At 70.9% G+C, this 13,927-nt stretch carries 14 protein-coding genes and 1 riboswitch; of the genes, 2 read left to right on the forward strand and 12 right to left on the reverse strand.

The window, feature by feature from the left end:
* Positions 1-37 precede the first annotated feature (37 nt).
* Positions 38-1,051: a glycoside hydrolase family 6 protein gene (locus tag ACIQM4_RS17865; protein ID WP_401592247.1), complete on the reverse strand. Its 1,014-nt coding sequence runs from the start codon at positions 1,049-1,051 to the stop codon at positions 38-40.
* Positions 1,052-1,657: 606 nt separating this feature from the next.
* Positions 1,658-1,822, forward strand: a riboswitch (cobalamin riboswitch).
* 33 nt (positions 1,823-1,855) lie between these two features.
* On the opposite strand from ACIQM4_RS17865, the gene ACIQM4_RS17870 reads away from it, so the two are divergent.
* Both ACIQM4_RS17870 and ACIQM4_RS17875 read left to right on the forward strand, forming a co-directional pair.
* A complete protein-coding gene (locus ACIQM4_RS17870; protein ID WP_401592249.1) occupies positions 1,856-2,074 on the forward strand; it encodes a CbtB-domain containing protein in 219 nt (72 codons plus the stop codon).
* A gap of 18 nt (positions 2,075-2,092) precedes the next feature.
* On the forward strand, positions 2,093-2,884 hold the full coding sequence (locus ACIQM4_RS17875; RefSeq protein WP_401592251.1) for a CbtA family protein: 792 nt from the start codon (positions 2,093-2,095) through the stop codon (positions 2,882-2,884).
* Here the strand turns inward: ACIQM4_RS17875 and ACIQM4_RS17880 are convergent.
* From ACIQM4_RS17880 to ACIQM4_RS17930, 11 genes are all read right to left on the reverse strand, one after another.
* Positions 2,854-3,546 (reverse strand): class F sortase, encoded by a 693-nt coding sequence (locus tag ACIQM4_RS17880; protein WP_401592253.1) that lies wholly within the window; start codon positions 3,544-3,546, stop codon positions 2,854-2,856. The two genes, ACIQM4_RS17875 and ACIQM4_RS17880, sit on opposite strands and share 31 nt — an antisense overlap.
* A 132-nt stretch (positions 3,547-3,678) precedes the next feature.
* Positions 3,679-4,245 carry a hypothetical protein gene (locus ACIQM4_RS17885; RefSeq protein WP_401592255.1) on the reverse strand — a complete coding sequence of 189 codons (567 nt, stop codon included), beginning with the start codon at positions 4,243-4,245 and terminating at the stop codon, positions 3,679-3,681.
* A 93-nt stretch (positions 4,246-4,338) separates the two neighbouring features.
* Positions 4,339-5,118: an HAD-IIA family hydrolase gene (locus ACIQM4_RS17890; protein ID WP_401592257.1), complete on the reverse strand. Its 780-nt coding sequence runs from the start codon at positions 5,116-5,118 to the stop codon at positions 4,339-4,341.
* 81 nt (positions 5,119-5,199) lie between these two features.
* Positions 5,200-6,711, reverse strand: a complete 1,512-nt coding sequence (locus ACIQM4_RS17895; RefSeq protein WP_401592259.1) for an alkaline phosphatase family protein — start codon at positions 6,709-6,711, stop codon at positions 5,200-5,202.
* A 240-nt stretch (positions 6,712-6,951) separates the two neighbouring features.
* Entirely contained in the window at positions 6,952-8,016 is a 1,065-nt protein-coding gene (locus tag ACIQM4_RS17900) for a 2-aminoethylphosphonate ABC transporter substrate-binding protein (RefSeq protein WP_401592261.1), read from the reverse strand.
* 32 nt (positions 8,017-8,048) lie between these two features.
* Positions 8,049-8,846, reverse strand: coding sequence for an ABC transporter permease (locus ACIQM4_RS17905; RefSeq protein WP_401592263.1), 798 nt, complete (start codon positions 8,844-8,846; stop codon positions 8,049-8,051).
* Positions 8,833-9,648, reverse strand: a complete 816-nt coding sequence (locus ACIQM4_RS17910) for a 2-aminoethylphosphonate ABC transporter permease subunit (RefSeq protein WP_401592265.1) — start codon at positions 9,646-9,648, stop codon at positions 8,833-8,835. The genes ACIQM4_RS17905 and ACIQM4_RS17910 overlap by 14 nt, the downstream gene beginning before the upstream one ends.
* A 349-nt stretch (positions 9,649-9,997) precedes the next feature.
* Complete coding sequence (locus ACIQM4_RS17915; protein WP_401592267.1) at positions 9,998-11,053, reverse strand: ABC transporter ATP-binding protein; 1,056 nt, start codon at positions 11,051-11,053, stop codon at positions 9,998-10,000.
* A gap of 8 nt (positions 11,054-11,061) precedes the next feature.
* A complete protein-coding gene (locus tag ACIQM4_RS17920) occupies positions 11,062-11,826 on the reverse strand; it encodes an HAD family hydrolase (RefSeq protein ID WP_401592269.1) in 765 nt (254 codons plus the stop codon).
* Positions 11,827-11,834: 8 nt separating this feature from the next.
* Positions 11,835-12,956, reverse strand: a complete 1,122-nt coding sequence (locus tag ACIQM4_RS17925) for a TIGR03364 family FAD-dependent oxidoreductase (RefSeq protein WP_401592271.1) — start codon at positions 12,954-12,956, stop codon at positions 11,835-11,837.
* 184 nt (positions 12,957-13,140) lie between these two features.
* Complete coding sequence (locus ACIQM4_RS17930; protein WP_401592273.1) at positions 13,141-13,905, reverse strand: GntR family transcriptional regulator; 765 nt, start codon at positions 13,903-13,905, stop codon at positions 13,141-13,143.
* Positions 13,906-13,927 lie beyond the last annotated feature (22 nt).

Below are 13,927 nucleotides of genomic sequence, written 5' to 3' on the forward strand. Positions count from 1 at the left end.
CCCTCCATGGAGGGCGCCCCTTACGCGTTCCGCTCTGCTACTTCGCGTTCTTCGCCAGTTCCAGCGCGTAGTCCGCGAACCAGCGGCCGGCCTGCGGGCCGCCCTTGCAGTCGCCGTCGGACTCGCCGGGGCGCTTCACCCACAGCAGGGCGTGCACCTGGGGGTCGCCCGTCTCGGTGGTGGGTGCCTCGCCGAGCGCGCGGCCAGGCGGGTTGCACCAGCGCTCCTCGGGCTTGCCCTCCGTCCAGGGGCCGTTGCCGTTGCGGCTGGTGTCGATGACGAAGGGCTTGTTGCCGATCTTCGCGGAGAGCTCCTTGCCGTACTTCTTGCTCTCCTCGGTGGAGTAGAAGTTCGACACGTTCACCGAGAAGCCGTCGGCCTGGTCGATGCCCGACCACTTCAGCGGCTCGAAGATCTGGTCCGGCTTGCCCCAGCCCGCGTTGCCCGCGTCGAGGTAGACCTTGGTCTTCGGCTGCTGCTTCAGGGTCTTGATGGCGCCCTTGAGGAGGTCGTAGCGCTCCTCGTGGAACTTCTCGGGGGTGCAGTTGTCGACCAGGTGGAGCACCGCGTCGGGCTCCAGGATCACCGTCGCCGGCCGGTCGCCGATGCCCTCGGCGACCTCCTTGATGAAGGCGCGGTAGGCGTTGCCGTCGGAGGCGCCGCCGCCGGAGTAGTTGCCGCAGTCGCGGTGCGGGATGTTGTAGACGACGAGGATCGCCTCGCGGTCGGCGGCGGCTGCTGCCTCGGTGAAGCCCTTCGCCTGGTCCTTGGCGTTCTCCGGGATCAGCCACTCGCCGGCCGGCTGCTGGGCGATCTTCTTGATCAGGTCCTGTTTCGACGCGTCGCCCTCCTCGGCGAGCGCCTGGGCCGCCTTGGCGTCCGGATTGACCCAGTACGGGTCGTCGCCCTTGGGCAGCTGGGAGACCGGCGGGTTCTTCCCCGCGGTGTCACCGTCCCCGCCGCCGTCCGAGGTGCAGCCCGTCAGGAGCAGCGCGGCCCCCACCGCGACCGCTCCGACCGCTCGCACACGTCCGCTGTAACTGCCGTACATCGACTCCCCCTTGGGCGCCTTTGTGAGGACCGACCTTCTCGAAACCTCTCGAAGGTGACCGTCTCGAAGATGAAAGAAATTCCGAGGCAGCCCCCCAGGCGCCCCTGCCCGGACAGAACCGGTCGAATCCAATCCTGACACATCGGGCTCCCGCCCCACGAGGCGTGTCCTGCTTCGTCGTGAAGCTGTTGCACCACTCCCCACCAGCTCGTTCGCGGGCTCTGCGGGGTCCCGCGCCGGGTTGCCGCGCCGAGGCCGACCGGGAAAATCTTGTGCCGGGGCCCGCGGCGAGCGGGGTTCGCACCGGCACGCCTGTACCGGCGGCCGGGACACCCGCCGCGACTCTCTCGTGACATCGCGTCAACTACCCTATGGAGAACGGCGCTTGGGCGCTCTAAAGTGGTGTGGCGGCCCCAGCCCCCGGCCCGCAGTTCCGAGCTGGTCCCCCAGAACCTCCCGCGACGGCGCCGGGCTTCTCCCGCAGTTCGTGCGCGCGCGGTCGAGGACCGGCCCGGCCGACCGCTCCGGGGGGAGCGAGCAGTCGGCCGGGCCAGGTACTTCGCCCCCGCCCCGCCCCCGGCGGGCCCGCTGACCGGACCCCTGTTGACAGTGTTCAGCCAGACTGGGACTCTCCGGAGGACAACTTCACACTTCGAGGCGACGGTGAACAGGAACTCCGGTGCGAATCCGGGGCGGTCCCGCCACTGTGACCACGTCCGCGCAGCGCGCGGCCGCGGGAGTCAGGAACTGACCCGTCGTCCTCCTGCATCGGGGCGTGGAAACCCCTCAAGGAGGCACACCGCTATGTCCGCGTCTGCTCAGCAGTCCGCACAGACCACTGACCTCGCGTCCGCGACCACCCGCACCCGGGATCTGCTGATTCTGGCCGCCGCGGTGATCGTCGCGCTGATCGCGCTGTACGCCGTGTTCATGGACAACGGCCACATCATCTCCGCGACCGGCAGCTATCTGCACGAGTTCTCGCACGACGGCCGGCACCTCTTCGGTGCCCCCTGCCACTGATCGGGGCCGTTGAGCACCATGAACAACCTCATACTCCCCCTGCTCGGCCGCGGACTCGCGGCGGGCGGGGCAGCGGGCCTGGTCACCGGCCTCTTCTCGCTGCTGCTCGCCGAACCCGTGATGGACCGGGCGATCGTCCTCGAAGAGGCGCGCTCGGCCAAGGCGGAGGCGGCCGAGCACGCGCACGCGGCGGCGGGCGCAGTCGCCGAGCACCACGAGGAGCTGTTCTCGCGCGGGCAGCAGCACTTCGGCCTGGTGGTCACCGCCGTGGTCGCGGGCCTGGCGCTCGGCGTGCTGTTCGCCGTGGCGTACGCACTGGTGCACCGCCGCACCGGCTTCCTCGTACGGGCCTGGCCGCGCGCGCTCGGGTTCTGCGCCGCCGCGTTCGTCGCGGTGGCCCTGCTGCCGGGGCTGCGCTACCCGGCGGCGCCGCCGGGCGTGGGCGACGCCAACACGGTGGGAGAGCGCCAGCAGCTGTGGCTGGCCGCCGTCGTGATCGGCGTCCTCGGCATGCTCCTGGCCAGGCAGTTGTACGTACGGCTGGCGGGCCGGCCGGAGCCGTTGCGGCACGGCGCGGTCTTCCTGACCGGGGCGGTGACGCTGGCCGTGCTGTTCCTGCTGCCCGGAAATCCGGACGAGGTCCCCGTGCCCGCCACGCTGCTGTGGGACTTCCGGGTGCTCTCGCTCGGGTCACAGCTGCTGCTGTGGGCGGTGTTCGCGGCGGTCTTCGGCGCTCTCGGGCTGCGGGCCGCGCAGCGGGCCGGTTCCCCCGCCCCCGCTCAGGAGGTGGCGGTCCCGGCAGGGGCCTGAACGGCTCCCGTCAGATAGGCGGAGACGACCACGTTGGCCGTGTAGGAGCGGGCCGCGTGGTCGTACGTACCGCCGCAGGTGATGAGCCGCAGTTCGGCCCTGCCGTCCTTGCGGGGTCCGTAGGCCTTCTTCGCGTCGAACTTGTCGCGGCTGAAGACCTGGACGTCGTCGACCGTGAACTCGGTGACCGAGCCGTCCGCTCCGGTGATCTTGACCCGTTCGCCGGGGCGGGCGGAGCTGAGGCCGTAGAAGACGGCGGGCTTGCTCCTGGTGTCGACGTGTCCCACGAGCAGCGTCACACCGCGCGCGCCCGGCCGGGCGCCGTCCCGGTACCAGCCGACCACCTTGGGCTGTTCGTACGGCGGCGGGTCCACCGCGCCATGGGCGTCGAGCCCGCGCGGGGCCACCGGCGCGGAGATGCCGAGCGAGGGGATGTCGAGGCGCCGCGGGCGCACCCCGGCGACCGGCCGGTGCGCGTCGGGCAGTTCGACCTGCAGCAGTGGGCGTCCCACCGCGGCCACGTCACCGGCGGCCGACGCGGCATGGCCGCCGGTGCCTTCGGTGAGGTCGCGGCCCCACAGCCACAGTCCGAGGAGCAGCACCGCCCAGGCGGTGCCGGTGACCGCCCGGCCCTTGCCGGAAGCAGATTCGTCGGTACTCATGGTGAGTGCTCCCTCGGTGCTTCGCGCGGATCCGCTGTCGCCGGCCGCGCAGGTGCCCGTGCCCCTGACGGGGCGTCGCTGCGGGTCTCCCGTCCGGATCGGTCCTGGCGCGCGTGATCCGGGCGAGAGTCCCTAGCGCGAGCCGTTGCGGCGGCGGCGGCGCACGGAACGGCCGGCGATGGCGACGGCGGCCACCCCCGCGAGGCCGAGGCCGATCAGGGTGTGCGGGGTGCCGGGGCCGTCGGACTCGGCGGCCAGCTGCGCCGTACCGCCGCCGCCCGCGTGGACGGGTGCGGTCGGTTCGGTCCTGTGGTGCACGACGGTGACGTTGCCCTTGGCGTTGCCACCGCCCTCCTCGCACTTGACGTGGATGCCGTAGTCGCGGCCCTGGGCGTCGGAGCGGATCCGGGCCTCGGCGAACAGACCGCCGTCGGCGGCCGGGTTGAAGTACGCGGGTGAGGAGAAGGCCTCCGACGTGCCGATGGCCCGCTCGCCCTCGCACACGTCGACGCGCAGGTCCACCTCCCCGCCGGCTGCGACGGTGGACGGGGTGACGGTGACGAAGCCGTTCGAGTCCTCGTTGTTCGTGACGATGACCGGACCGGTGGCGGCCGGTGACGCGGCGAGGGCGGCGGGCGCGGGGACGAGTACCGCCGCGAGCACCGCACCTGCACACAGCGTGAACTGCGATGAGCGCATAGTGAACCTCCTGGTACTCCGAAGATTCGCCCGTGCGCACATCGCCCGCATCCCCAGGGGCCCGTGACTGCGCCGTACGGGCCCCCGGGAGGGTCAGATGCGGTCGACCAGGTCGGCGATCGAGTCGACGATGGTGGACGGCGTGAACGGGTACTTGTCGATGTCGTCCTTGCCGGTCAGCCCGGTGAGCACCAGGAACGTCTCCATTCCCGCCTCAAGGCCCGCCAGCACGTCGGTGTCCATCCGGTCGCCGATCATCGCGCTGGTCTCCGAGTGCGCGCCGATGGCGTTGAGGCCGGTGCGCATCATCAACGGGTTGGGCTTGCCCGCGAAGTAGGGCTTCTTGCCGGTCGCCTTGGTGATCAGCGCGGCGACCGCGCCGGTGGCGGGCAGCGGACCCTCGGCGGACGGGCCGGTCTCGTCGGGGTTGGTGCAGATGAAGCGGGCGCCGCCGTTGATCAGCCGGATCGCCTTGGTGAGTGCCTCGAAACTGTAGGTACGCGTCTCGCCGAGCACCACGTAGTCGGGCTCGTGGTCGGTGAGGACGTACCCGATGTCGTGCAGCGCCGTGGTCAGCCCCGCCTCGCCGATGACGTACGCGGTGCCGCCGGGGCGCTGGTCGTCCAGGAACCTCGCGGTGGCGAGCGCCGAGGTCCAGATGTTCTCCACCGGCACGTCCAGGCCCATCCGGGCGAGCCGTGCGTGCAGGTCACGGGCGGTGTAGATGGAGTTGTTCGTCAGCACCAGGAAGGGCTTTCCGGTGTCCCGGAGCTTCCTGATGAAGGCATCGGCGCCGGGGATCGGGACGCCCTCGTGGATGAGGACCCCGTCCATGTCGGTGAGCCAGGATTCGATCGGCTTGCGCTCTGCCATCTGGTGGGACTCCCGCCGTACGTACACACATGAACACAAGGGGCGCGCACAACCCTGTGCGCGCCCCCAGCCTAGTAAGAGCTAGGCCGAAATGCTGACCCCGTCGATCGTCCAGTACCAGTTGTTGCCGCCGGTGTAGCGGAAGCGGACCTGTGCGGTGGTGGCCCCGGCCGGGACCTGGAGGGTGATCGTCTCGACGCGGGACGAGCTGTTCGCGCTGTACGTCTTCACCAGGACCGGCGTCCCGCCCCCGTAGCTGACGAGGACCTCCGCCTTCTGCGGGGCCTCCTGCCGGTAGTACGAGGTGTACGTGAGCGTGGCGGGGCGGCCGGCCTGGACCGGGAACGCGGGGCTGACCAGCGTCGAGTCGAACGTCCCGGTGACGGCCTTGTCGCTCCACTCGTCGCCGTCGCAGACCGCGAAGACGTTGCGGGCGCGGATGTTGAGCTCGCGCTCCTGGCCCTTCTCGGCCTTGGTCCAGAACTCGTCGGTGGTGAAGGACCAGCCGCGCCACTCGGTGACGCCGCCGCCACCCATCCTGGTGTTGTCGACCGACCAGCCGGCCGGCGGCGTGTGGGTGAAGCCGAGGACGCCCGCTCCGATGCCGCTCTCGTCGACCGCCGTGCGCAGCGTGCCGCGCAGCGTGTCGAAGGCGTCGGTGACGGGTCGCTGCACGGCCCGCCCGTCGAGCCGCCACGCCGGGTCGATCGCGATGCCGAGGTGGACGAGTGCGGAGACCGCGATGTCCGGCATCCTCACGTCGTACCGGGTGGTGCCGGCGGGCAGCCCCGCCCCGGTGGCGATCATGAAGGTCTGGCGCTCGTCCCAGCTGTTGCCGCCGTGCCCGCCGGCCGCGGTGTGCCCGTGGTCGGCGGTGATCATGATGAGCCAGTCCTCGTTCCCGTACGTGGCACGGGACTTGACGGCCGCGACGATCTGGCCGACCTGGGTGTCGACGCCGTGCAGCGCGTCCAGGTAGGCCTGGCTGGCGTTGCCGCTCGCGTGGCCGGCGTGGTCGACGTTGTCGAGGTGGACGAAGACCGCGTCGACGTCCGCCTTGACCCTGGCGACGGCCCGCGAGGTCGTGCCGGTGTCGTACTCCGCGCCGGGGGTGGAGACCCGCTCGTCGACCTTCGCGGAGAAGATGACGTCGGTGACCGGGTTCCAGGAGGCGACGGCGTACGTCCTGAGCGCGGGCCTCGCCGTCTCGACGCGGGTCAGGAAGTCGGGGTAGGTGGTGAAGTCGGCGCCGGTGAACTCGTTGTTGACGACCTTGTGCTTGTCCGGCCACACCCCGGTGATGAGGGTGGACCAGCCGGGTCCCGATGAGGTGGGCGCCATCGGGGAGGTGTAGAGGCTTGAGGGCGCGGTGATCCCGGCCGCCATCAGCGCGTCCAGGTGCGGGGTGTCGGCGTCCTTGATGCGGCGGAGCATCGCGCCGTCCAGGCCGATCACCAGGACCTTGGGTGTCTTGGCCGCACGCGCGTCGCGCTCGGCGGCGGTGGCCCGGGTGACGGAGGCGAGGGGGCCCGCCGTGGTGGCGACGGCGGCGGCGCCGAGGAGGACGGCACGGCGGGAGATCCTTACGGACATGTCTCTCTCCAGAACGCAGGTGGGGCTCGGGGTGGGGGCGGCGGTGCACGGGCGAGGCGGGGCCGAGGTCCGGGCGCACAAGAGTCTGGACCAGACCCGTTACCTACGCGTGATAACGGTGACCGGTCCAGACTCTGGCAGCGAAGCTTGGCCGAATGGTTGCCGAAGGACGTCCGACCGGCTTACGGCGAACACCAACTGCAAGACGAAGGGCGCATCTTCAGCTTCCGGTGGCGGCCTTCAGCTTCCGGTGGCGGTCTTCCAGGCCTCGACGTACTCCTTCAGGTTCTTGTCGACGTCCGCCCAGTCCGGCTGGAAGACGTCCACCCCGTCCATGATCTTGGTGAGCTCGATCGCGTTCGCGTCGGTCGGCTTCACGTCACCGCGGGCCGGGAAGCCGCCGCCGACGGAGCTGACCTCCTTCTGCGCCTGCTCGGTGAGCATGAAGTCCAGGAGCTTCTTGCCGTTCTCGGTGTGCGGGGCCTTGTTGACGAGCCCGGCGGCGTACGGCAGCGCGAACGTGGTCGGCCTGCCGCCCGCCTTCGCCGGGAACCAGATGCCCAGGTTAGGGGCGGACTTGGCCTGCGCGTAGTTCATCTGCACATCGCCGTTGGCGACCAGGATCTCGCCCTTGTCGACCTTGGGCGCGAGCTTGGAGGTGGAGGAGGACGGGCCGACGTTGTTGGCCTGGAGCTTCTTCAGGTACTCCATGGCCCCGTCCTTGCCACCGAAGTCGTGCATGGCCTTGATGACGACGGCGGTGCCGTCCCCCGCGACGCCCGGAGTCGAGTACTGGAGCTTCCCCCTGTACTTGGCGTCCAGCAGCTCCTCCCAGGTCTTGGGGGCGTCGCCCGGCAGCTCCTTCTTGTTCTTGATGAACCCGAAGTAGTTGTTGACGACCGAGGTCCACTTGCCCTCGGCGGACTTGTCGCCGCCGTTCACCTTGTCGGAGCCGGCCGGCTCGTACTTCTGGAGCAGCCCCTTGGAGTCGGCCTGCTGGATGAAGGGCGGCAGGGTGACGAGCACGTCGGCCTGGGTGTTGGACTTCTCGCGGACGGCGCGCTGCACCATCTCGCCCGAGCCGCCCTCGACGTACTTGACCTTGATGCCGGTCTTCTTCTCGAAGTCCTTGAAGACCTTGTCGTACCAGCCTTCGCCCTTCTCGCCCTTGAGGCCGTCGGCGCTGTAGACGGTGACGGTCTTCTCGTCGGGGGTGGCGGCGGACGACCCGCCGCACGCGGAGAGGGAGGCGGCGAGTGCCAGGCTGCCGGTGAGGGCGGCGAGCGGCTTGAGGGTGCGCTGCATGACGTTTCGTATCCCTAGGTAAGAGGTGTCGTTCAGCGGAACGAGGCTTTGGTACGGATGCGGGAGACCGCGAGCAGGACGAGCAGGGTGGTTCCCATGAGGACCACCGCGACGGCCGAGCCGGTGAAGAGGGACCCCCGGTCGGTGGCGGTGAAGATCTGCACCGGCAGCGGCATCCAGTCCGGCGGGTAGAGCATCATCGTGGCGCTCAACTCGCCCATGGACAGCGCGAAGCAGAGCCCGGCCGCCGCGTTGAGCGACGGCAGCAGGAGCGGCAGGCGCACCCGCCACAGGACGTACGAGGGGCGGGCGCCGAGCGATGCGGCGGCCTGCTCGTACATCGGGTCGAGACGCAGGATCGCGGCCGAGACCGACTGGTGGGCGAACGCCGTGACAAGAATGGTGTGCGCCAGGATGACGATCCAGCGCGTCCCGTTGAGCAGGAACGGCGGCTGGCTGAAGGCCACCAGCACGGCGAGCCCGACCACCACCGACGGCACGGCCACGGGCAGCATGAACAGCGCGTCCAGTGCCCGCTTCCCGCCCTTCTTGAGCGACGCGGCGGCCAGCGCCGCCCAGCTGCCGAAGGTGAGCGCGAGGGCGCTGGCGGCGACGGCGGTGACCAGGCTCGTGGTGAGCGCCTGGAGGGACTCCCCGCGCACGGCGGCCCCGTAGTTCTCCACGGTCGGCCCGGACGGGAAGGCGCCGGACCAGTTGGTGGCGAACGAGGCGCCGAGAATCACCAGCAGCGGCAGCGCGAAGAGCGGCGTGAAGAGGAGGAAGAAGACGACCCAGGTCGCCCACTTCCCGGTCCGGCTATGCACCAACACGTCGGCTCACCACCCGGTAGATCCCGTAGAGCCCGACGGATATGGCGATGTTGACGACCGCGACCACACACGCGGCCGGGTAGTCGGACTCCAATATGGCCTTGCTGTAGACGAGCATCGGCAGCGTGGTCACTCCCTTCGCGCCCGTGAAGAGCACGATTCCGAATTCGTTCAGGCACATCACCAGGACGAGTGAGCCACCGGCTGCGAGCGCGGGCAGGGCCTCGGGCAGGATCACCTGCCGTACGATCCGCCAACTCCGCGCGCCCAGCGACGAGGCCACTTCCAGCTGCGCCGTGTCGATCTGCGAGAACGCGGCCAGCAGTGGCCGCATCACGAAGGGCGTGAAGTACGTGATCTCCGCGAGCAGCACCCCCCAGGGGGTGGTGAGGAAGTGGAACGGCCCCTCCGCAGCCCCGGTCACCCCGGTCCAGACCCCGTTCGCCATGCCCACGCTCCCGTAGACGAAGAGCAGCGCGAGGGTGATGAGGAACGAGGGGAAGGACAGGAAGACGTCGATGAATTTCGCGACCGCCTTCCCGCCGGGAAAGGGCACGAAGGCGATGACGAGCGCGAGCAGGAACCCGAGGACGAGACATCCGACGGTGGCCCCGACCGCGAGCCACACGGTGGTGCCGAGAGCCTCGCGGAACGCGGCGGAGGCGAACACGTCGCCGTAGGGGGCGACCGTCTCCTCCCCGCTGTCCGCGGTGAACGACTGCTGCACGACGAGCGCGAGCGGATAAAGGAACACCAACGCGAGCACCGCCACCGGCGGCACCACCCACACCCACGCACCCACCCGCCGCCCCTCACGAACCCCCTCCCGAAAGCCCCCGCCCCTGCGGGCAGCAGGGCCGCCCCCACCCCCACCCCCGTCACTGTGGGCATCAGGGCCGCCCCCAACCCCACCCCCGCCGCTGTGGGCAGCAGGGCCGCCCCTGGGGGCGGAACGGGTGGGCACAGGGGCGGCCCCCGGCGGAGCCGCTCCCCCCGCTCGGCCCGCGCCCGCGACCGCCCCGGCCCCATCCGCCCCCGACAGGCCCGCGCTCGCGGCCACCCCGCCCCCATCCGCCCCCGGCAGGCCCGCGCTCGCGACCACCCCGCCCCCACCCGCCCCCGGCCGGCCCCCGCTCGCCACCACCCCAACCTCAGCCACCACAAACACCCGCTCCCAGCAGCACCGCATCCTCGGATGCGAAGTGCAGGACCACCGGCTCCCCCAGCCCCGGCGTCTCCCGCAGCTCCCGTACGTCCGCCTTCACCCGCTGCCCCGCTCCCACATCGACGTACAGCCGGTGCGTGGACCCCCGCCACTGCACCTCGCTGATCGTTCCGCGCAGTTCGTTCGGTCCGGCCCCGAGGCCGACCAGGTGCGGTCGTACGCACAGGGTGGCCGCGGCCCCCGCCGCCGCACCCCCGGTGTCCACCCGGAGCTCGATCCCGTCGAACCGGACTCCCCCCGGGCCCACTTCCACCGGCAGGAGGTTCGCGTTTCCCACGAAGGACGCCGTGAACTCCGTCCGGGGCCGCCGGTAGAGCTCCTGCGGCGTGCCGCAGTCCTGCAGCCGCGCCTTGTCCATCACCGCGATCCGGTCCGCCAGCGTCAGCGCCTCGACCTGGTCATGGGTGACGTAGAGAATCGACACGTCCGGCAACTCCCGGTGCAGCCGCGCCAGTTCGGCGAGCATGCCGGACCGGAGCTGCGCGTCGAGCGCCGACAGCGGCTCGTCGAGCAGCAGCACGCCGGGCCGGATCGCCAACGCCCGCGCGATGGCGACCCGTTGCTGCTGGCCGCCGGACAGCTCCCTCGGGTACCGCTTGGCGTAGGCGGCCATGCCGGTCATCTCCAGGGCCTCCGAGACCCGCGCCGGGATCTCCGCCTTGGCGACCTTCTGCGCCTTCAGCCCGAAGGCGACGTTGTCCTCCACCCGCAGATGCGGAAAGAGCGCGTACTGCTGGACGACCATTCCGATGCCCCGCCGGTACGGCGGCAGCCCGGTGACGTCCCGCCCCCCGATGAGGATCCGCCCGGAAGCGGGCTGCACGAACCCCGCGACCGCCCGCAGCGCGGTCGTCTTCCCGGACCCGGACGGCCCGAGCAGCGCCATGACCTCGCCGGGCTCGACGTCCAGGTCCAGCGAGTCCAGGACGACGTTCTTGCCGTACGCGACCGAGACGGAGTCGAACCGTATGCCGCTGGCCATGCCGGCGCTCACCGCCCCAGCTCGGTGAGCAGCGCCGGCAGTTCCGCCACCGACGCCAGCACGTGGCCCGCCCCGTGCGCGACCAGCTGGTCCCCGCCGTGCGCACCCGTCAGGACGCCCGCGACGAGGCCCGCCCCGGCCCGTACGCCGCTGACCATGTCGTACGAGGTGTCCCCGACGACCGCGACGTCGGCCACGCCGGCCACCGCACCGGTCCGCAGGAACGCGGCGAGCACCATGTCCGGGTACGGCCGCCCGCGCCCGCCCGCGTCGGCCGGGCAGAGCGTCAGCCCGACCAGGTCCTGCCAGCCCAGCGCGGCCAGGATCGCGTCCTGGGTGACCCGGGCGAACCCGGTGGTCAACACCACGGTGCGGCCTTCGGCGGTGAGCTTCTCGATGGTGGCGCGGGCCCCGGGCACCTCGGCGATGCGACCGCCGTCGACCTGTTCCCCGTACGCCTTCTCGAAGGCGGCGTTGGCCTGCTGCGCCCGCTCCTCGTCGCCGAACAGGTGCCGGAAGACAGAGATCTTGGACTCGCCCATGGTGGCCCGGACGTAGTCCAGCTTGCTGTCGAAGTCGGCGGTGCCGGGGCTCACACCGAGCTGTTCGGCGGCTGCGGCGAAGGCCTGCTCGACGAGGCCGCCGTCGGCGACTGTCGTACCGGCCATGTCGAGGACGACAAGCCCGATGCGGTTGCTCTCACCGTCAGTACTGCCGTTGCCGTTGCTGCCGTTGCCGTTGCTGTCGTTGCTGTTGCTGCTGTCGTTGCTCATCGCGGTATTCACCAGCCCAGTTCGTTCGCGGTCTGCTCGGCGATGGCGGGCGCGCAGGTCATCCCGCGTCCGCCGGGCCCGGTCACCAGCCACACGCCGCTGCGCACCTGCTCCCGGTGCACCACGCGCCTCTTGTCGGTGCACTGTGCGTACACCCCGGCCCAGCGCCGCCGGATCTTCGGAAGCGGACGGCCGAGGAAGCTCTCCGCCACGGCTTGCACGTGCTCGTACGGCTCCTCCTCCACATCGAAGCGGAACGGGTGCTCGTACTCGTGGGTGTCGCCGATGGTCAGTCCGCCGTCGCGCCGCTGCACCATCAGCAGCTGCATCTTGTGGGCGGCGGCGGTCGGCGTCTGGTCCTGCCCCGCGTTGAGGGCGTCCAGTGCCTCTCCCGCGTAGGCCGGGTAGTAGCGGAAGCTGTCGCCGTCGGCGACCGAGGTGGTGAGGGTTTCACCGAGGGGCTCGGTCTGCATCATCTGGAGCCGCACCCGTCGCACCGGCAGCTCGGGCACCAGCTCACGCACGAGCCCGCCGAGCCACGCGCCGGTGCACAGCACGACGGCGTCGCCCCGGTGCACGACCCCGTGGTCGTCCCGGACGGCCCCCTCACCGATCACGTCGCGCACCTCGCGCCCACCCAGGAAGGTGTATCTGCCTGACGCCAACAGCGCCTGTTTGAGCGCCAGTTGGGCGGTGCGCGGCTCGACGGCGGCGTCCCGCTCGCACCACAGCGCACCGAGGAAGTCGCCGCGCAGGGCGGGGTTGACGCCCCGGGCCTCCTGCGCCGTCAGCAACTTGTAGCCGCGCGCCGCTGCGTCGTCGCGGGCCAGGACGTCCGTCGCGACGGCGAGTTCCAGTTCCGTACGTACGGGAGTCAGCGACCCGTTGGCCCGGAAGCCGAGCCCGGGGACGCGGGCGCCGATGCCCTCCCAGAGTTCGCGGGCCCGCAGCGCGGTGCGGAGTTCCTCGCCACCCGCGCGCCCGCTGACCCATATCTGGCCGAAATTGCGCAGACTCGCGCCGCGTGCCTCACTCTCGCGCTCGATCTGTACGACCTCGTGGCCGCGTTCCACCGCATGCCAGGCGTGCATGGTTCCCACCACGCCGGCTCCAACGACTATGACTCTCACGACGGCCACGCTCCTCGGAGCGGGTGACGCGGCAGGAGCCTCCCGGCAACGGCGCGGTGAACAGCCACCCAAGGCTGGCCCAGACCCGTTATGCGCTCGTTACCTCACGGGCCGCGCTTCCGCTGCGGACCGGGCGGTTCCGCGCCGGCCGGATCACCCCACCCGTCGGACCGCGCGCGCCGGTCTACGACTGGAGCTGGGTCGAGAAGCTGAACCTGTCCCCCCGGAAGAGCATCCGCACCCGCTCCAGCGGACGCCCGCCGACGTCCTGCGACCACCTGTGCATCAGCAGCATCGGCAGCGCGGGCGGCGTCCCGACGAGCAGCGCCTCGCGCGGGGTCGCCAGCACGGTCTCGATGCGTTCGTGCGCCCGGCCGAGGCCTATCCCGACGCTCTCGCGGAGGTAGGCGTAGAAGGAGGAGTCCGGCTGGAAGTCGACGTCGAGACGCGGCACGCGTTCCACGGCGACGTAACAACTCTCCAGCCCCACCCGTTCGTTGTCGGCGAGCAGTACCCGCTCCAGGTGCCAGACGGGTTCACCGGCCTCGACGCCGACGTCGGGCGCGAGCCGTGCGGGGCACGGGAAACGCTCCAGGCCGATCAGGTTCCGCCCCGGCCGCCGCCCCTGCCTGCGAACGCCTTCTGTATAGCTGGCCAACGACAGGGGTTGTTCGAGCTTGGGCCCCGCGGCCACCGTTCCACGCCCCTGCCGCCTCACCCGCCCCTCCAGCAACAACTCACGCAGGGCCTGACGGACGGTGTCCCTGGCAACCTCGTAGCGCAGGGCGAGGTCGCGTTCGGTCGGCAGCGGTTCCCCCTCCGACAACTCACCGACCAGGTCACCGAGACGGGCTTTCACGGCGTAGTACTTGGGGATGCGTCCGTGCTCCGGGATGCCGGACCGGACGGGCGCGCCGGGGTCCTGGTGGTGCGTGTTCGGGTAGTCCACGACAGGGATCGTCGCAGATGAC

This window comes from Streptomyces sp. NPDC091272 (assembly GCF_044757485.1).
Lineage (GTDB): Bacteria > Actinomycetota > Actinomycetes > Streptomycetales > Streptomycetaceae > Streptomyces.

Bases quoted from the DNA above. Each gene is read 5' to 3' on its own strand.
- ACIQM4_RS17870 (WP_401592249.1), top strand. From the start codon at position 1,856: ATGTCCGCGTCTGCTCAGCAGTCCGCACAGACCACTGACCTCGCGTCC.
- ACIQM4_RS17915 (WP_401592267.1), bottom strand. From the start codon at position 11,053: ATGGCCAGCGGCATACGGTTCGACTCCGTCTCGGTCGCGTACGGCAAG.
- ACIQM4_RS17885 (WP_401592255.1), bottom strand. From the start codon at position 4,245: ATGCGCTCATCGCAGTTCACGCTGTGTGCAGGTGCGGTGCTCGCGGCG.
- ACIQM4_RS17920 (WP_401592269.1), bottom strand. From the start codon at position 11,826: ATGAGCAACGACAGCAGCAACAGCAACGACAGCAACGGCAACGGCAGC.
- ACIQM4_RS17900 (WP_401592261.1), bottom strand. From the start codon at position 8,016: ATGCAGCGCACCCTCAAGCCGCTCGCCGCCCTCACCGGCAGCCTGGCA.
- ACIQM4_RS17875 (WP_401592251.1), top strand. From the start codon at position 2,093: ATGAACAACCTCATACTCCCCCTGCTCGGCCGCGGACTCGCGGCGGGC.
- ACIQM4_RS17895 (WP_401592259.1), bottom strand. From the start codon at position 6,711: ATGTCCGTAAGGATCTCCCGCCGTGCCGTCCTCCTCGGCGCCGCCGCC.
- ACIQM4_RS17890 (WP_401592257.1), bottom strand. From the start codon at position 5,118: ATGGCAGAGCGCAAGCCGATCGAATCCTGGCTCACCGACATGGACGGG.
- ACIQM4_RS17880 (WP_401592253.1), bottom strand. From the start codon at position 3,546: ATGAGTACCGACGAATCTGCTTCCGGCAAGGGCCGGGCGGTCACCGGC.
- ACIQM4_RS17865 (WP_401592247.1), bottom strand. From the start codon at position 1,051: ATGTACGGCAGTTACAGCGGACGTGTGCGAGCGGTCGGAGCGGTCGCG.